Annotated in this window: 16 protein-coding genes; 13 read left to right on the top strand and 3 right to left on the bottom strand. The window is 67.5% G+C overall.

Features of this window, described 5'->3' with window-relative positions:
* The first annotated feature begins 31 nt into the window (after positions 1 to 31).
* The 7 genes from ACYSM9_RS15420 to ACYSM9_RS15390 all read left to right on the top strand — a co-directional run bounded on the left by ACYSM9_RS15420 (position 32) and on the right by ACYSM9_RS15390 (position 7,441).
* Positions 32 to 961: a dihydrodipicolinate synthase family protein gene (locus ACYSM9_RS15420; protein WP_461857832.1), complete on the top strand. Its 930-nt coding sequence runs from the start codon at positions 32 to 34 to the stop codon at positions 959 to 961.
* The gene (locus ACYSM9_RS15415) at positions 961 to 1,761 is read left to right on the top strand and encodes an SDR family oxidoreductase (protein ID WP_461857831.1); all 801 of its coding nucleotides are present in this window, start codon (positions 961 to 963) and stop codon (positions 1,759 to 1,761) included. Before ACYSM9_RS15420 ends, ACYSM9_RS15415 begins: the two co-directional genes overlap by 1 nt.
* A 25-nt stretch (positions 1,762 to 1,786) precedes the next feature.
* The gene (locus ACYSM9_RS15410) at positions 1,787 to 3,262 is read left to right on the top strand and encodes an aldehyde dehydrogenase family protein (RefSeq protein WP_461857830.1); all 1,476 of its coding nucleotides are present in this window, start codon (positions 1,787 to 1,789) and stop codon (positions 3,260 to 3,262) included.
* A gap of 3 nt (positions 3,263 to 3,265) precedes the next feature.
* Entirely contained in the window at positions 3,266 to 3,517 is a 252-nt protein-coding gene (gene fdxA, locus ACYSM9_RS15405) for a ferredoxin (RefSeq protein ID WP_461857829.1), read from the top strand.
* Positions 3,518 to 3,802: 285 nt separating this feature from the next.
* Positions 3,803 to 5,167: an MFS transporter gene (locus tag ACYSM9_RS15400; RefSeq protein ID WP_461857828.1), complete on the top strand. Its 1,365-nt coding sequence runs from the start codon at positions 3,803 to 3,805 to the stop codon at positions 5,165 to 5,167.
* Positions 5,168 to 5,255: 88 nt separating this feature from the next.
* Positions 5,256 to 6,509 (top strand): M24 family metallopeptidase, encoded by a 1,254-nt coding sequence (locus ACYSM9_RS15395; protein ID WP_461857827.1) that lies wholly within the window; start codon positions 5,256 to 5,258, stop codon positions 6,507 to 6,509.
* A gap of 77 nt (positions 6,510 to 6,586) precedes the next feature.
* A complete protein-coding gene (locus ACYSM9_RS15390) occupies positions 6,587 to 7,441 on the top strand; it encodes an IclR family transcriptional regulator (RefSeq protein ID WP_461857826.1) in 855 nt (284 codons plus the stop codon).
* Between the two features lie 30 nt (positions 7,442 to 7,471).
* Here ACYSM9_RS15390 and ACYSM9_RS15385 read toward each other — a convergent pair whose 3' ends face one another.
* Positions 7,472 to 8,218 (bottom strand): VOC family protein, encoded by a 747-nt coding sequence (locus ACYSM9_RS15385; RefSeq protein ID WP_461857825.1) that lies wholly within the window; start codon positions 8,216 to 8,218, stop codon positions 7,472 to 7,474.
* A 59-nt stretch (positions 8,219 to 8,277) separates the two neighbouring features.
* The gene (locus tag ACYSM9_RS15380; RefSeq protein WP_461857824.1) at positions 8,278 to 9,144 is read right to left on the bottom strand and encodes a GntR family transcriptional regulator; all 867 of its coding nucleotides are present in this window, start codon (positions 9,142 to 9,144) and stop codon (positions 8,278 to 8,280) included.
* A gap of 283 nt (positions 9,145 to 9,427) precedes the next feature.
* On the opposite strand from ACYSM9_RS15380, the gene ACYSM9_RS15375 reads away from it, so the two are divergent.
* The 5 genes from ACYSM9_RS15375 (at position 9,428) to ACYSM9_RS15355 (ending at position 14,555) form a co-directional block, all read left to right on the top strand.
* Positions 9,428 to 10,693, top strand: coding sequence for a RuBisCO large subunit C-terminal-like domain-containing protein (locus ACYSM9_RS15375; RefSeq protein WP_461857823.1), 1,266 nt, complete (start codon positions 9,428 to 9,430; stop codon positions 10,691 to 10,693).
* Between the two features lies 1 nt (position 10,694).
* On the top strand, positions 10,695 to 11,993 hold the full coding sequence (locus ACYSM9_RS15370; RefSeq protein WP_461857822.1) for a four-carbon acid sugar kinase family protein: 1,299 nt from the start codon (positions 10,695 to 10,697) through the stop codon (positions 11,991 to 11,993).
* 48 nt (positions 11,994 to 12,041) lie between these two features.
* Entirely contained in the window at positions 12,042 to 13,085 is a 1,044-nt protein-coding gene (locus ACYSM9_RS15365) for a zinc-dependent alcohol dehydrogenase (RefSeq protein ID WP_461857821.1), read from the top strand.
* A 73-nt stretch (positions 13,086 to 13,158) separates the two neighbouring features.
* Positions 13,159 to 14,196, top strand: coding sequence for a 2-keto-3-deoxygluconate permease (locus ACYSM9_RS15360; RefSeq protein ID WP_461857820.1), 1,038 nt, complete (start codon positions 13,159 to 13,161; stop codon positions 14,194 to 14,196).
* Between the two features lie 107 nt (positions 14,197 to 14,303).
* Positions 14,304 to 14,555, top strand: a complete 252-nt coding sequence (locus ACYSM9_RS15355) for a hypothetical protein (RefSeq protein ID WP_461857819.1) — start codon at positions 14,304 to 14,306, stop codon at positions 14,553 to 14,555.
* 17 nt (positions 14,556 to 14,572) lie between these two features.
* On the opposite strand, the gene ACYSM9_RS15350 is transcribed toward ACYSM9_RS15355, so the two are convergent.
* The gene (locus tag ACYSM9_RS15350) at positions 14,573 to 16,138 is read right to left on the bottom strand and encodes a PucR family transcriptional regulator (RefSeq protein WP_461857818.1); all 1,566 of its coding nucleotides are present in this window, start codon (positions 16,136 to 16,138) and stop codon (positions 14,573 to 14,575) included.
* Positions 16,139 to 16,244: 106 nt separating this feature from the next.
* Between ACYSM9_RS15350 and ACYSM9_RS15345 the strand changes: the two genes are divergently transcribed.
* Positions 16,245 to 17,777 carry a purine-cytosine permease family protein gene (locus tag ACYSM9_RS15345; RefSeq protein ID WP_461857817.1) on the top strand — a complete coding sequence of 511 codons (1,533 nt, stop codon included), beginning with the start codon at positions 16,245 to 16,247 and terminating at the stop codon, positions 17,775 to 17,777.
* Positions 17,778 to 17,790: the final 13 nt, after the last annotated feature.

Raw genomic sequence — 17,790 nt, 5'->3', positions numbered from 1 at the left:
GCTGCAGGAACGACAAGGAAAGGAGCATCCCATGCGGGAGACACTCACGCCCGGCGTGTGGGGCGTTGTTGCCACACCCTTCCAGGGCAGCACGCTCGATGTGGACCTGGACAGCCTCTCGGAGGTCGTGGAGCGCTACGAGGCCATCGGCGCCACCGGCCTGACCGTCCTCGGCGTCTTCGGCGAAGCAGCCGCGCTGACGCCCGGGGAGCGCCGCCAGGTGCTGGAAACCGCCGTCGAATGCACCTCCCTGCCGTTGGTGGTGGGGGTCACCGCGCTGGCCACCCGGCCGGCCATCGAGGAAGTCCGCGCCGCGCAGGAGGTCGCGGGCAACCGCCTTGCCGCCGTGATGGTGCAGGCGAACTCGCCAAAGCCGGAGGTGGTGACCGCGCACCTGGACGCCATCCACCGCGCCACCGGCGCCAACATGGTGCTGCAGGACTACCCGCTGGCCAGCGGCGTGGCCATCTCCACGGAGGCGTTGATCGCGGTGGTGTCAGCGTGCAGTTCGGTCATCGCGGTCAAGGCCGAGGCGCCGCCCACCAGCGTGGCCATCGCGGAACTGACCGCCGCCGTCGGGGTTTCCGTGTTCGGCGGCCTCGGCGGGCAGGGGCTGCTGGATGAACTCCAGGCGGGCGCGGCAGGCGCGATGACGGGGTTCTCCTACCCCGAGGCGCTCATCGCCTGCGTCCGGGCCTGGCAGGAAGATGGTTACGAGGCTGCCAAGCGGGAGCTGCTGCCGTACCTGCCGCTGATCAACTTCGAGCAGCAGGCGAAAGTGGCGCTTGCCATCCGCAAGGAATGCCTCCGGGAGCGCGGCTGGATCAAGGACGCCGGCGTCCGCGCGCCGGCCGCCGGTTATCCCGAAAAGCTGCGCACTGCCATGCATACGCACCTGGCGGAAGCGGCAGCGGCACTGGAGGCTGCCGCCCAGGCCACGCAGCCGGCGGGGAGTTTCTGATGGACCTGGGAATCACTGGAAGGACCGCCCTGGTGGCGGCCTCCACCGGCGGACTGGGCCTCGCGGTGGCCCGCGCCCTCGCGGCGGAAGGGGCCAAGGTGGCCATCGTGGGCCGGCGCGGAGTGCGGGCCAAGGAAATCGTGGGGGAGCTGCAGGCCGCCTGCACCGGTGTCCCCGGGTTCGAGGCCACCGCGGTCGAAGCCGACCTCACCACCCCGGAAGGCGTGAGCTCCGCCGTCGACCAGGCTGAAACGAACCTGGGCCCCATCGACATCCTCGTCCTCAACGGGCCAGGCCCCAAACCGGGCGCCGCCGCGAGCCTCGGCGCCGACGACATCGCCGCGGCATTCGACACCCTGGTGAAACCCCAGCATGCGCTGGTGTCCCGTGCCCTGCCGGGCATGCGGGAGCGGCGGTGGGGCCGGGTCCTGGCCATCGGGTCCAGCGGCGTCGCGGCGCCGCTGCCCAACCTGGCCATCTCCAACACCGGCCGGGCCGCCCTGGCCGCCTACCTGAAAACCCTCGCGGCCGAGGTCGCGCTGGACGGGGTCACCGTGAACCTGCTCCTGCCCGGCAGGATCGCCACGGACCGCGTCACCGAACTGGACCAGGCAGCCGCAAAACGCCGCGGCAGCACGCTGGAGGACATCCAGCTCGAATCCCGCAAAACCATCCCCGCCCGCCGCTACGGCGAGCCCGCCGAGTTCGGTGCTGCCGCCGCCTTCCTCTGCAGCGCGCCGGCGTCGTACATCACCGGCGTGGCGCTGCGCTGCGACGGCGGCCTCATCCGCAGCCTCTAGCCCCCACCAGACCCTAAGGAATGCCATGACCTCCACCGCACTGGAACCCACCACCGCACTGGATCCCACCGCACCTATCACCGCCCGGCACCTCATCAACGGTCAGTGGCTGGGCTCCGCCGAAACCCGGCGCATGAACCCGGCCCGGCCGGACGAGCTGGCCGCGCTGTCCCCCAGCGGAACCGCGGAGGAGGTGGACGCCGCCATCACCGCGGCGGCGGCCGCCCAGCCGGCCTGGGCAGCCCTGCCCGGCCCCTCCCGCGGCGCGATCCTGATCGCTGCCGGCAACCTGCTGATCGAACGCCAGGCCGCCATCGCCGGGGACCTGGTCCGCGAAGAGGGCAAGACCCTGGCCGAGGCCAAGGGTGAGGTAAAGCGGGCTTCGGACGTGCTGCGCTTCTTCGGTTCCCTGGGGTGGGCCGCCACCGGCGAAGTGCTGCCGAGCGGACTGCCGGACACTACGATCACCACCCGGCGTGAACCGCTGGGGGTGGTCGGCCTGATCACCCCGTGGAACTTCCCCATTGCCATCCCGGCCTGGAAGGCCGCCCCGGCCTTGATCAGCGGCAACACGGTGGTGATGAAGCCCGCCGAGCTCACGCCACTGTCGGCAACGCACCTGGCCCGGGCGCTGCAGGACGCGGGCCTGCCGGCCGGCGTGTTCAACGTGGTCCATGGCAAGGGCCGCGTGGTAGGAGACGCGTTGGCCCGCGACCGGCGGATCGCCGGGCTGTCCTTCACCGGGTCCACCACAGTGGGCCTGGGACTGCAGGAGATCCTGCACGCCCGGCGTGCCCGGGTGCAACTGGAAATGGGCGGCAAGAACGGCGTCCTGGTCCTCGACGACGCGGACCCGGTGAAGGCCGCCCAGGTGGTGGCCGCGGGCGCCTTCGGGCTCACCGGCCAGGCCTGCACCGCCACGTCGAGGGTGTATGTCACGCCCGGGATCCGGGACGCGTTCCTCGACGCGCTGGTGGCAGAGGCCGCCAAATACACGCCGGGTGACGGCCTCGAGTCCGCCATGGGTGCCGTGGTCAGTCCCCAGCAGTTCGAGCAGGACCAGGCAGCGGTGCGCGGCGCCGTCGAACGCGGTGCCAACCTCCTGCATGGAAAGTACGACGGCGATCCCTCCGGCGCGTTGTTCTTTCCGGCCGCGGTGCTCACCGGCCTGGACTTCGACGATCCTGCCGTGACCGAGGAGATTTTTGGCCCCGTGGTGGCAGTTCTTGAGGTTCCCGATTATGAGGCAGGCCTCGCCGCCATCAATGATTCCCGCTACGGCCTGACCGCGGGGATCTGCACCGACTCCCTTGGCGTGGCCACGGACTTCGCGGCCCGGGCCCAGGCCGGGGTCATCAAGGTCAACCGGCCCACCGCCGGCCTGGACCTGAACGTTCCCTTCGGCGGGGTCAAGGATTCCTCCACCAACACGTTCCGCGAGCAGGGACGCTCCGCCCTGGAGTTCTACACCTGGGGCAAGACCGTCTACACAGGGGTCTGAACCGTGGCCTACGTGATTGCGCAGCCCTGCGTCGACGTGAAGGACAAGGCATGCCTTGAGGAATGCCCCGTCGACTGCATCTACGAGGGGGAGCGGTCGCTGTACATCCACCCGTCCGAGTGCGTGGACTGCGGCGCCTGCGATCCCGTGTGCCCGGTAGAAGCCATCTATTACTCGGACGACCTGCCGGATGAGTGGACAGACTACATCCGCGCGAACGCAGAGTTCTTCTTTACACCTGAAAGCGTGCATTAGGACAGCCTCCCCCGAACGGTGTCCCTGAACGGCCGCCAAGCCATGAGCTTGGCGGCCGTTCGCATGTCCATGCGCACTTGATGGTTCTGAAACAACCTTGTTGCAAAAAATGCAACATATACAAGGAAATTGCGATGTGCGCGGGTTTTCCTCGTGGCACCCGGGCTTGTCGGTAAAACCCGGTAGGAAATACTGCAACAACCTCTTGACTGTGGTGCGCGTCACGACCTATGTTGAAACAACCACGTTGCAATCATTGCAACTCCAACTCTCACTGGTGGTTACATGCGCACCGAATCAAACCTTCCCGGGGCAGGACTCATTGGCGATGGCGCCAACGGCCCTGCCCCGGCCGGCGCTGAAAGCGCCGCACCCAGCAAAGACGTCCGGCGCCGGGTGGTCACGGCAAGCTTCATCGGCAACTTCGTCGAATGGTTCGACTACGCCGTTTACGGCTACCTCGCCGCCGTCATCTCGTCGGTCTTCTTCCCGGAGGCGGACCGGCAGACCGCCCTGCTGGCGACCTTCGCGGTCTTCGCCATCTCCTTCTTCGTCCGGCCCCTGGGCGGCTTCGTCTGGGGCCACATCGGAGACAAGGTCGGCCGGCGCAAGGCCCTGTCGCTCTCGATCGTCATCATGTCCGTTTCGACCTTCTGCATCGCCCTCATCCCCGGCTACGCAACCATCGGCCTCATGGCCCCGGTCCTGCTGCTGCTGGTCCGCGTGGTCCAGGGATTCTCGGCCGCGGGCGAGTACGCCGGCGCCTCCGCCTTCCTGGTGGAATACGCGCCGGCCAACCGTCGCGGACTCTATGCCGCCGTCGTGCCCGCCAGCACCGCCGCCGGCCTGCTCCTCGGCTCACTGATCGCGGCGCTGCTCAGCTCCGTCCTCAGCACGGAACAGCTGCACGACTGGGGCTGGCGGCTGCCGTTCCTCCTCGCCGCCCCCATGGGCCTGATCGGCCGGTACATCCGCACCAAGCTCGAGGACACCCCCGCCTTCCGCGCCCTGGCCGCGGAGGAGGACCAGGCCGTCAAGGCTCCGGTGTCCGCCATGTTCCGGACGTACCGGAAACAGCTGGCCATCGCCTGCGGTGCCGTGCTGCTCAACGCCGTCGGCTTCTACGTCATCCTCAGCTACATGCCCACCTACCTGTCGGAGGAGCTGGGCTTTGGCTCCACCGAATCCTTCCTGGCCACCACCATCGCCCTGGCCAGCTACATCGGCTTCATCTTCCTCACCGGGCTGGCCTCGGACCGCTTCGGCCGCAAGCGCATGCTCATCACCGCCTCCATCCTGTTCACGCTCCTGACGGTTCCGGCCTTCATGCTGCTCGATACCGGCAACTTCCTGGTCATCGTGCTGGTCCAGATCCTGCTGGGCGGCATGCTCACCCTGAACGACGGCACGCTGCCCAGCTTCCTGGCCGAACTGTTCCCCACCAAGGTCCGCTACACCGGGTTCGCCGTCAGCTTCAACCTCTCCAACGCCCTCTTCGGCGGCACGGCACCCTTCATGGCCACCCTGCTGATCGGCCTGACCCAGACCAAGCTCGCCCCCGGCTGGTACCTCGTCGCGGCGTCGCTGGTATCCCTGGTGGCCGTGCTGTTCGCCGCGGAAACCTCGCGCAAGCCGCTCAAGCACGTCTGACCCGCACACCATCTTCCACACCACAAACCAGCAGCGCCGCAAAACCGGCCGCGCTGCTACCCAACCACACCCAGAAAGGCACATTTTCGTGACTATCACCGCCGATAACGCATCCTCCATCGCCGAGCTCGAGCGCCTCAAGGTCCTGCACAACGGCTCCAAGGGCAAGCTCACGTTCTCCGACGCGGAGTTCGAGCGCCGCCTGGGCGGCCTGCGCCGGATCATGGCCGCCAAGGACCTGGACGCCGTCATCCTGACCAGCTACCACGGCATCAAGTACTACTCCGACTTCCTGTACACCACGTTCGGCCGCAACTACGCCCTGGTGGTCACCGCCGACGACTCCGTGACGATCACCGCCAACATCGACGCCGGCATGCCGTGGCGCACCTCCTACGGCGAGAACATCGTCTACACCGACTGGCGCCGGGACAACTTCTACTTTGGCCTCCAGGAGGCCCTGCGGCAGCGCGGCGTCAAGGCATCCCGCCTCGGCGTCGAGGACGACTTCCTCCCGGGCCTGACCCGCGAGAAGATCGCCGCCGCCTTCCCGGGCGCCGAACTCCTGGACGTCTCCCAGGACGCCATGCGCCAGCGCATGATCAAGTCCGCCGAGGAAATCGAGGTCATCAAGCACGGCGCCCGCATCGGCGACCTCGGCGGCGAAGCCATCCGCAAGGCCATCCGCGAGGGCATCACCGAATACGAAGTCGCCCTCGCCGGCACCGAGGCCATGGTGCACGAGATCGCCAGGACGTTCCCGGACCGCGAGGTCCGCGACACCTGGGTGTGGTTCCAGTCCGGCATCAACACCGACGGCGCCCACAACTGGGCCACCACCCGGAAGCTGCAGAAGGGCGACATCCTCTCGCTCAACTGCTTCCCGATGACCTCCGGCTACTACACCGCGCTGGAGCGCACGCTCTTCCTCGGCCAGCCGGACGAGCGCTCCCTGGAGCTGTGGAACATCAACGTCGAGGTCCACGAGCGCGGCCTGGAACTCATCAAGCCCGGTGCCGTCTGCAAGGACATCGCCGCCGAGCTCAACGAGATCTACATCAGCCACGGCCTGCTGGCCAACCGCACCTTCGGCTACGGCCACTCCTTCGGCGTCCTCAGCCACTACTACGGCCGTGAAGCCGGCCTGGAGCTGCGCGAGGACATCGACACCGTCCTCGAGCCGGGCATGGTGGTCTCCATGGAGCCCATGATCACGGTGGCGGACGGCCAGCCGGGCGCCGGCGGATACCGCGAGCACGACATCCTGGTTATCGGCGAGGACACGGTGGAGAACATCACCAAGTTCCCGTTCGGCCCGGAGAAGAACATCATCGAGGCGTAACCAGCAGCACCGGCATGGCGGCGTCACGGACACGTGGCGCCGCCTGCGCCGTTTTATGAGGAAAGATGGTGTCCACCATGACTCCTGCACCAGCCAAAGACGCCAGCGCCAACGGAACCAGCGCCAACGGAACCAGCGCCAACGGAACCGGCACCAACGGCGGGACGGACGCCAAAGGCGCCTCCGTCGTCGTCAATGCCATCGCCGTCCTGCGCACCTTCACCGCGGACGAACCCCTGCTCGGCGTCACGGAGATCGCCAACCGGGTGGGCATGCACAAGAGCAGCGTCTCCCGGATCCTGGCCACCTTCGAGCAGGAGAACCTGGTGGAGCGGGACCCGGAAACCAAGCGGTTCCGCCTGGGGCTGGGCCTGATCGCCGTCGCCGGGCCCTTGCTGGCCGAGATGGAGGAACGCCGTGTTGCCTACCCCGTGCTGCGGCAGCTGGCCGAGCAGACCGGGGAAACCAGCGCGCTCATGCTGTGGAACGGTGACGAGGCCATCTGCGTGGAGCAGATCGCCAGCCACCAGCAGATCAAGCACACCACGCCCCTGGGCGCACGCTACCGCGACGCGATGAGCGCCTCCGTCCAGGTGTTCCTGTCCACCCTGCCCGCCGAGCGGGTGCGCGGGCTGCTGCGGAGCGGCACCATCACTTTCCCGGGACTGGACGACGCCGGCCTGGCGGCTTACGAGGCGCGGCTCCAGGACGTGGGGCGGCGCGGATGGGCCGGTAACTACGGCGAGTCGTCCATGGATGAAGTGGGTGTCGCCGCACCCGTCCGGGACCACCGCGGCGACGTGGTGGCCGCTGTCCTCATCCCTGCCCCACGGTTCCGGGTGTCCAAGGAACAGTTCGAGGGCCTGGCCGAGGCCTGCATGGCCGCCGCCGCCAAGGTCACAACCCGCCTGGGCGGGCGGCCGGCGGCCTGACGCCGGCACGCCGGTGCGGCGGGGCCCTTGTCAGGTGGCCGCGCTGACCGCCAGCACGCCGCCCCATGGATCCCTGATCACCGCGCTCCTGAATCCCGGGGTGTCCGCGGGCGCCATGACGATCCCGCCGCCCAGGGCAACGGCCCGGCCGGCGATGCCGTCCGCACTGCTGACCGCGAAGTTCACGCTCCAGTGCGGAGGAACATCGACGCCGTCGGTGGTGGTGACGGCGGCCACCACCCGGCCGTCGCGCTGCCACAGTGAAAAGGGAGCGCCGGGCATCGGCGTCAACTCCCAATCGAACATGGCCTGGTAGAACTCCTGGGCCATTCCAACATCCGGGGTGTGCAGGGAACTCATGGCCCAGCAGTTCGGCTGGTCGGCCAGCTCAACGCCGTCGTGTTCCCCCGCCTGCCGCAGGCAGAACAGCACCCCGGAGGAATCCGCAACGAGGGCCGCAGGGGCCAGGGCATCGAAGGATCCGAGCTGCCGGCCCCCCGCCTGCTCCGCGCGGGCTACCGCCTTTCCAAGGTCATCCACACGCACGTGGGTAAGCCATCCGGCGGGCGACTGCGGCGGGGCTTGACCAATTCCGGCCACCAAGCGTCCGTCAAGGCGCGCCGGGTAGTACTCGCCCTCGAATCCCGACAGCGCAATGGCCGCATCGAAACTCCAGCCGAAAAGTTCACCGTAGAACTCCTTGGCAGCCCGGGGATCCGGTTGCCAGGTATCGACCCAGCATGGCGCTCCCACGGAGGAAGTGTCCCGCGTGGACATAGCTGCACCCCTTTCACTTCGGATGGCCCGGCCGGAATTGAGGTGACGCCAGGCCCCGTCTAGCGCGCCCCTCGTTCGAGGTCGGCCAGTTCTGATTCAAGTTGCTGCGTCAGGTTCCGCAGCCGCCGAAGGTGTTCCTGCGACACCCTCCCTGGCTGGGTGGTGACTTGTGCGTCCACGTCGAAGACGGTGTTGGGGCTGTGCCAGACGTTGAACCATTCCAGGCCGTGGCCCAGGGCATCCCGGGTGACGCCCTGGAGCAGGAGCAGTGGTTCGCGGGTGTTGATGTTCAGCATCCGGGCCAGGTCAGGATCTGAAGAGACTGCCTGCACCTGCCGGGGACCACCGGCGGGGTGGTACCCGTGATCGCGCATCAGGCCCAGCAGTGACGCGTCTTCAAGCAATTCGACCGTGAAGTGCGGGAAGAAGTCGCGCGGGACCCAGGTCCGCATGAACGCCACGGGCAGGTCATTAAGGTAGCGGACCCGCTCGATTTTCCACGTGTTGATGGTATTGAGGGCCTCGATGCCTGCCTGCGGCGGCTCGGAGGCTTCCACCGTGAGGACGTGGGTACGCAGCCGCTGGCCGTGCGCGGCGGCCTGTTCGTCCAGGCCGCCCGCGCGCTGGACGTGCCGGCGGAGGACGGGGGTTGCGGCCACGACGCTGCCCCGGCCGCGTTGCCGGCGGATCAGGCCCAGGTCGGCGAGGCCGGACAAGGCCTGCCGCACGACGCTTCGCGAGACCCCGAACTGCCGCTGCAACTCCTCTTCGGTGGGCAGGGACGAGCCCGGGGAAAGGGCAAGATCAACAATCTGCCGGTGCAGGATGTCCCGAATCTGGGCGTGAAGAGGGCCCCCGGCTTCCCGGTTCAAACCACCTGCGCGTCCCGCCGGCTCCGCCTTTGGTGCTGCTGGTTCCAAACTCACGCTAACTCCTCTGCCACTGAGCAAGATCTTAGTCCTCCCGCTGCGGTCCTACTGCCCGGTTCCGGCGGGCGGGTGTTTTTCGCCGGTCTTGACGTGACCTACACCACCCAGTATTGTACGTATCAAAGGTACGTACAACTTTGAACCTGCGGATCACGGAAGATCCGTTGGACCCGAAGGCCGGTCACCTGCCTGAGCCCGCAATGGTGCGTCAGTGCCGTGTAAGTACCTGTAGGTGACAGCCGGTACGTGAGTTTCAAATCCCCTTGAATTGGAGAGTTCCATGCGCGACCCGCGCTCGGTGCGTTGCACCTATTACCTCGAGTCCGAGATTGAACCCGAAAAGGCTGCCGCCATCATGGCGGGTGAGCAGTCCAGCGGGACCTTCCTGCCGGTGCCCGGAGAATCCGCACGGATCCGGGAACGGCATGCCGCCCGGATCTCGGACGTCCAGGAACTTGGCTTTTGCCGCCCCTCCCTGCCGTCACGGGCCAACCCGGAAAAGGTCCGGGCCGCCTTGGTGACCGTAGATTTCCCGATGGAAAACGTCGGTACCGACCTCGCCACCCTGCAGACGGCGATCGCGGGCAACCTCTTCGAACTGGGCGACCTGTACGCCTGCCGCCTGCAGGACATCCAGTTACCGAGGGACTTCGTCGCTGCCCACCCCGGTCCCGCCTTCGGCATCGAGGGAACGCGCAAACTCATCAGCGACGTCCAGGGGGTGATGGTCGGCACCATCGTCAAGCCCAACGTCGGGCTTTCGGAAGAGGAATTCCGGCTGGTGGTCCGGGACTTGGCCATGGCATCCATCGACCTGATCAAGGACGATGAGCTCATGACGGACCCGGCGTACCTGCCGCTGGAACGGCGGGTGGCAGTCGCCACCGAGGAAATCCGCGCCGCCGAGCAGGTGACGGGCCACTCGACCATGTACGCCTTCAACATCACCGGTGACCTCGCCGGACTGCGCCGGCGCCACGACCTGGTAGTTGAAGCCGGTGGCCGCTGCGTGATGCTGAATATTCCGGTGATGGGGATGCCGGCCCTGGCATTGCTGCGCAGCTTCGCCGAGGTTCCCATCCACGGCCACCGCGCGGGCCTCGCGGCCTCCATGCGGTCGAAGGCCCTGGGCATGGACTACCGGGTCTGGCAGCAGATGGCCCGCCTTGCCGGCGCTGACCACCTGCACGCCAGCGGGCTGGGCAGTAAGTTCTACGAACTCGACGAAGAGGTTGCCGCCAACATCCGCAGCCTGCTTGCGCCCCTCGGGAACACCATTGCACCGCTCCCGGTGCTGTCGTCCGGGCAGAATGTCACCACGCCCGGGCCCACGTTCGACGCCGTCGGTTCCACCGACCTGATGATGTTGGCCGGCGGCGGGGTCGCGGCCCACCCGGATGGCCCCGGAGCGGGTGTGCGCAGCCTGCGCCAGGCGTGGGAAGCAGCGGTTGACGGTGTTCCGCTGCTGACTGCAGCCACCAAACAGGCGGACACTGGAGATGACGCCCTGCTGCACGCAGTCCAGACTTTCGGGAAGGGTGCCTGAGATGCCAGCTTTCGGATTCGTCGCCGACGACCTCACCGGAGCCGCCGACGTCCTGGCCCAGTCCCACCGCTACGGGCTCGAAGCCGCGCTCGTCATCGGCGACGCCCCGCTGCCCACGGACACCGACGTCGTCGGGTTCGCCGGACCTGCGCGCTCCCTGTCCGGAACAGCCTTCGACAACCTGGTCACCCGTGACCTCGCCGGCATCGCCGCACTCAACCTCGAAGTGCTGCTCTACAAGGTCTGCTCCACCTTTGACAGTTCCACGACCGTGGGAAGCATCGGCCGGGGGATCCAGCTCCTCCACGAGCAGTTCCCCCTGCACGGACCCATTCCCGTAGTGCCGGCCCAACCCGGTTTCGGCCGTTACACCGCGTTCAGCAACCATTACGCAACCTACGCCGGCAGGATTTACCGGCTGGACCGCCATCCGGTTATGTCCCGGCACCCGTCCACCCCCATGTCAGAAGCGGACCTCCGCAAGGTCCTGGCCGAACAGCTTGGCGGCACACAGGAGCCCGGGGCCGTCCATCTGCCCGCCTATGGCGATGGCACCTTCAAGGACTCCTGGGCCGACCGGCGCCGGGAACCCGGGGCGCAGGCCTTCGTGGTCGACGCCGTGGACGAACACCAGATGGACGCCGTGGCGGAGGCCCTCACACGGGAAGAGCACGGCCACGGGCCCTCAATCGTCGTCGGATCCGGAGGCATCATGGCAGCCCTCGCGCGGACCATCTCGGACCAGGCTCCGCGCACGCCCGGACCGCAGCGCCCATCCGGTCCGGTGCTGGCCGTCAGCGCGTCAGCCTCCAGCACCACCGCCGAACAGCTCAGCGACGCCATCTCCAACGGCTGGGAGGACGTTCCCGTGCCTGCCGAACTGCTGCAACGCGATGACACCGCCCTCGTCGCCGCGCTCGACGAGCGGGTCTCCGCTGCCCTCCGGGCAGGCAGGAACGTTGTTGTCCACACCACCCGCGGCGCGGCGGACCCCCGTTATGGCACCGGGACTCCGGTGGACGCCGGCTACGTCGGGACCTTGATCGGCGGAATCGCCGCCAGGATGGCCGATGCCGGCCTTACCCGGGACATCGCCGTCTGCGGTGGTGACACCTCCAGCCACGCACTCATCGCCATGGGCGTCCGCCAACTCCGGGTGTCCGACCAGTTCGTCACCGCCGGCCCCATCCTGCGCGCCGATGCCGCGTCCGCCGTCGGCCGGTGCCGGCTGCTGCTCAAGGGCGGACAGGTGGGCCCCACCGACATCCTGCGCCGCTTCGCCGGCCAGCTTCCCAGCTAACACTCCATTCGATTCCCCACGCATCAGTACCAATGAAAGGCGGCCCCCATGCGGGCAGTAGTCAAGAACGCAGCCGAACGAGGCGTCACCTACGTCACCGACGCCGGTGATCCCGAGGCAACAGAAGGCTCCGTCGTCATCGAAGTCGGCGCAGCATCCCTGTGCGGCACCGACCGCGAACTCTACGAATGGACCCCCTCGGCGCAGGCGTTCAACCTCAACCTCCCCGTCATCCTCGGCCACGAAGGCGCAGGAACCATCGTCGAAGTCGGCCCCGGAGTCACTGGACTCAAGGTGGGCGACCAGGTGGCCCTCGAAAGCCACCTCACCTGCGGCCAGTGCTTCCCCTGCCGCACCGGCGACGCCCACACCTGCGAACGCACCGGGATCCTCGGCATGCACATCGACGGCGTCTTCGCCGAGTACGCGGCCGTCCCGCAGGACATCTGCGTCAAGCTCCCCACCGGCCTGTCACTGGAATCCGGCGCGCTGCTTGAAGCGGCAGGCGTAGCCGTCCACGCCATCCAACGGGCCAACTACTCCGTCGCAGGACGGGCCGTGCTCGTCAGCGGCGCCGGACCAGTCGGCCTCGTCGTCGTGAACCTCGCGCTGCTCATGGGCGCCAGCCACGTCATCGCCGTCGATCCCAACCCCTACCGCCGCGCCCAGGCCGAAAGGCTTGGCGCGACCGCGCTGCACCCCAACGACGGCATCGTCGAACGGTGCCGCGAACTGACCGGCCGCCGCGGCGGCTTCGACGTCGCCTTCGAATGCTCCGGAGCTCCAGGGACCCTGACGACTCTCTTCGAAGCCGTCCGCCGCGAAGCCACCGTCATCACCGTGGGACACCCCAGCCGCCCAGCCGAGGTCGACATCGCCGCCTACATCAACAAAAAAGGCATCACCCTCCGCGGCATCTTCGGCCGCCGGCTCTGGGAAACCTGGGAACAAAGCTTGCTGCTCCTCGATTCCGGCAAGCTTGACCTCGACTGGCTCATCACGCACCGCAAGAAGCTCAGTGACATCGACGAAGCCGTGGAACTCCTCACCGCGGACGCCTGCAAAGTTCTGCTCATCCCCGGCCTCGGCTAACCCCAACCCAACAACGGAACCCGCGGTCCGCACCGCTCGGTCCACCCCACTTAGCTATTCACAGGAGAAATCAATGTCGATTCCCATCAAGAAAGCTCTCGAAAAGGTCCCCGGCGGCATGATGCTGGTGCCACTTGGCATCGGTGCCGTTATCCACACCCTTGCCCCTGACGCCGGCAAGTTTTTCGGTTCGTTCACCGGCGCCTTCTTCACAGGCCTGGCGCCGCTCCTGGCCGTGTTCTTCGTTTGCCTCGGGGCAACGCTCGAAGTGAAATCAACGCCCTACATCCTCAAGAAGGGCGGCGTGCTCCTCGGCTCAAAAATCCTCTTCGCAATCCTCATCGGCGTCATCGCCGGGCGATTCCTCGGCGAAGCACCCATCGACTCCGGCATCCTCGCCGGCCTTTCCACCCTCGCGCTTGTCGCGGCCCTGAACGACACCAACGGCGGCCTCTACATCTCGCTGATGGGCCAGTTCGGGCGCAAACGCGACGCCGGCGCCTACTCCATCCTGTCCCTGGAATCGGGCCCCTTCCTGACCATGGTCACCCTCGGAATCGCCGGGCTGTCCGCGTTCCCCTGGCAGGCACTGGTCGGCGCCATCCTCCCGCTGGCGCTGGGCATGCTCCTGGGAAACCTGGACAAGAACATGCGCAATCTCCTGGCCCCGCTGGTACCGGCCATGGTGCCCTTCCTCGGCCTGTCGCTCGGCCTGACCATCAACCTTAACGCCGTGGTTGAAGCCGGCCTTCTCGGCATCGCGCTTGGCCTGTTCGTGGTGTTCGTCGGCGGCGCCGTGCTGCTGCTCGCCGACAAACTCACCGGCGGCGACGGCGTCGCCGGCCTCGCGGCGGCAACCACAGCCGGGAACGCCGCGCTTGTTCCCGCCATCATCGCTACGGCAAACCCCATGTACGCCCCAGCCGCCGACCACGCCACCGTCCTAGTGGCAGCATCGGTCGTCGTCTCCGCGGTGCTCTGCCCGATCGTGACCTCGGCATGGGCAAAGTGGGTACAGAAAAAGGAGGGCCTCGCAGACGCAGCAGACAATTCGTCCGGGCAGGAGGCGCCAGCCCCCAAGCATGCAGGTAGTACCGCAGAACTGACGTAGCAGTACCAAAAGAAGAGGGCGGGGCGTGCACATCAGTGCCCGCCCCGCCCATCCTTATCTACGAGGACCCGGGGGCCGAACGCAGCACCAACGCAGGAAGGAACACCATGGACACAGCCACCCAGGCGGTCAACGCAACATCCACCGGATCCGAAAGCCGCCCGCTCGACTATCACAACTGGATCCACCTGAACCCCGGCGACAAAGTGGTGGTCAAACGAACAGGTTGCGCGCCCGAACATGGCACTGTCGATGACCTCAGCGAAGATGCCTCTTACTTCTGGGTCTGGATCGACGGCCAAAGCCGAATCCTGATTTTTCAGGGCGACGGTACCGTCATTCGCAAAATCCTCAGCTAGTCCCACTGCTGATATTCTCAGGGCAGCCCCGCCATCCGGGCCGCCAGGTGCAGTGCGGCGAGCCTGCCTGTGCCGCGCGGGTCACCGCCGCACAGCTCGAAGATCCGCTGCAGCCGGTGGTGCATTGACTGCCGCTCCAAGTGCAGTTCGCGGGCCGACTGCGCCGTGTTGCAGCCCGAGTCCAGCCACACCTGCAGTGTCTCCAGCAGCTGGGACTGCCGCTGCGCGTCGTGCTCCAGGACCGCCCGCAACTGCCGGTTGACGAACGCTTCCCGCGCTGATGGGTCAACGGCAGAGAGGGTGAGGCTCTCGACCGCAGCATCCTCCGCGTCAAGAACTACCAGCCCACGCAGGGGAGGCCGGCGGCGCGGCGAGGCGTTGCGGCGGCGGATCTGCCGCACCTCGAGGGCCCGGCGGGCTTCCGCCAGGGACCAGCTTGCTTCCGCCACGCCCAACGACAGTGGCCCCACGGCAATCGTCGCGTCATGGTCCCCTTCCAGCCCCCGCAGTGATTCCAGGAGCGTCCGCCGCTCCTGCACCGTATCGGCGCAGGGCAGCCCGATCATCACCACCAGCTCCGCGTCATCAAGATAGGCGGCGCAGGGAATCCGGCGTGCGCTCAGGAAGTTTTCGACGGCGCCGCGCAGTTCCTGCGGTGATGCGGCGTGGATGGCCGCCACCACGGCGGGGGAGTCCACCGGAAAACCTGCCGCCGGGGCGAGCTGTTCCAGGCGCCATTCCGGGGCTGAGTTGAGCACTGCGCGCATCAGTTCGGCGCCGGCCAGGGCATGCAGGCCGGGCGGGGTGTGCTGGAGCAGCGCCAGGCCGAGGATGTCGACGGCGCGGTCCCCGGCCACCCGTGCCAGGGCAGTGTCCGCGGAGTCTGGAACCTTCACCTCCAGCCGGCCCATCAGGACACCCCGCAACGGGATATCAACGGTGACGTCCGTTGTGCCGGCCGCCCGTCCAAGGGGACTCTTCCCGCCTGCCCCGGCGCCGCCGTCGGACTCCCAGCCCTCCGGAACCGCGCTGCCCAGCGTGACCCCCCACGGGGACGTCAGCATTACGGCCGATCCGGTCATTCCCGCCAGCACGCCAAGGATCTTGTCGAGCGAGGCGCCGTGGGCCAGCTCGGCAGCCATGGCCCGGGTCGCGGCGTCGGCCTGCTGCAGATGTCCCACCGACTCGCTCACCAGCAGGGAGTTGATCGCCTGCATGACGCCCACGAACGGCACCACCTTGCGCAGCTCCACCACCGGCAGGCCGAATTCCTCCGCTGTCCCGAGCATGTCCGCGGGGATTTCCGGCAGCACGCCGCCGGTTTCGATGGCGAGCGCGGCGATGCCGCGCTGCGCCAGCTCCCGGACATAGTCTTCCCGTTTTGCCGGGGTGGCTGCCGCCAGCGTGATCCCGCCGCACAGCAGCAACTCGCCGCCGCGGAGCAGGGGAGCGATGTCCAGCACCTCGCTGGAGTGGACCCAGCGCACGGGCTGGGAGTCCGCGTCGGCGCCCCGGGGGTGGACCACGGGATCAGCGGCGGCAAGGGCGGGGTGGGCAAGTATTTCGCCAAGAAGGACTGACACGACATTCCGTAACGTATTAGGTGAAAGTGTTCGACACATCGTATCTTGTTGCTTGTGATGGGGGCCACATAGCCTTTTGGTACTTATCCACCTCACGGAGGCCCCCATGCAAGAAAAGCTTTCAACAGCCACGCACGGCCAGCCTGCCCAGGCCACCGAGGACCACAACGACGTGGACCACGAAGCCTGGCTGCAGCCCATCCCCGAATCCGCCCGCACACGCAAAGTATCCGGCCAGTTCTGGATCTGGGCCGGAGCCAACCTGGCGCCCATCAACTGGGTGCTGGGGGCTCTTGGCATCCAGCTGGGACTGGGGCTGGCGGACACCATCACCGTCCTGGTGCTGGGCAACCTGATCGGCATGCTGCTCTTTGGCTGCTTCGTCCTCCTCGGCCAGAAGACCGGAGCCACCGGCATGGTCCTGGCCCGGGCGGCTTTCGGGCGCCGCGGCAATTACCTGCCGGCCGCCATCCAGGCCCTGCTGGTCATCGGCTGGTGCGCGGTGAACACCTGGATCATCCTGGACCTCGTCATGGCACTCTTCGGAACCCTCGGCTGGGTTGACCCCGAAGCCCCCAACTACGCCTGGAAGATCGGCGTCGCCACCTTCATCATGGCCCTCCAGGTGGCCATCGCCTGGTTCGGCTACAAAGCCATCGCCGCGTTCGAAAAGTGGACCGTGCCGCCCACCATCCTCATCCTCGCCGTCATGTCCGCCGTGGCCTGGTTCGGCATGGACATCGACTGGAGCTACGCGGGCCCTGCCGGCGCCGTCCTGGAAGGCTCCGAAAGGATCGCGGCCATGAGCGCCGTGATGACCGCCATCGGCATCGGATGGGGCATCACCTGGTTCACCTATGCCGCGGACTACTCCCGGTTCGTCAGCACCAGCGTCCCCAGGAAGAAGGTCTACCTGGCATCGGTACTGGGACAGTTCATCCCCGTGGTGTGGCTCGGCGTCCTCGGCGCCAGCCTGGCCACCAACAGCGGCGAGATCGATCCCGGCAAGCTGATCGTGATGAACTTCGGCGCGATGGCGCTGCCGGTGCTGCTGATGGTCCTCCATGGGCCCATCGCCACCAACATCCTGAACATCTACACCTTCTCGGTGGCCACCCAGGCGCTGGACATCTCCATCGACCGCCGCAAACTCAACCTGTTCGTCGGCGTCTTCTCGCTCGCCGCCGTCGTCTTCTTCATCTTCCAGGAGGACTTCGCCGCGGTGCTTGACGCCTGGCTGATCGGCCTGGTGGCGTGGGTGGCCGCGTGGGGCGGGATCATGCTGGTGCACTACTTCTGGCTGGAAAAGCGCTGGCCCGGCGGGACCGCGCGCCTCTTCGACGCCGTGGGAACCAAGCGGCTGCCCAACGTCAACTGGGCCGGCATCATCTCCCTCCTGGCCGGCATCTTCGCGACCTGGCTGTTCATGTACGGCCTGATCCCCGTCATGCAGGGACCCATCGCCGTCGCGCTCGGCGGCTGGGACCTGTCCTGGCTGGCCGGGGGCCTGACCAGCGCCGCCGTGTACGCCGTCCTCGGCCAGCGCCAGCACATCCGCTACCTCGCCCTGGAGCCCCGGGCCGCAGGGAACGCCGGAACCGAGGCGGCCGCCGGCACGCCTGCCCTCCCGGCCCTCTAATCTCCTCTCCTCC

It is taken from the genome of Arthrobacter sp. C152, assembly GCF_054890965.1.
The sequence above is the reverse complement of the archived record's forward strand: the minus strand, read 5'-3'. Positions and strand labels throughout refer to the sequence as shown.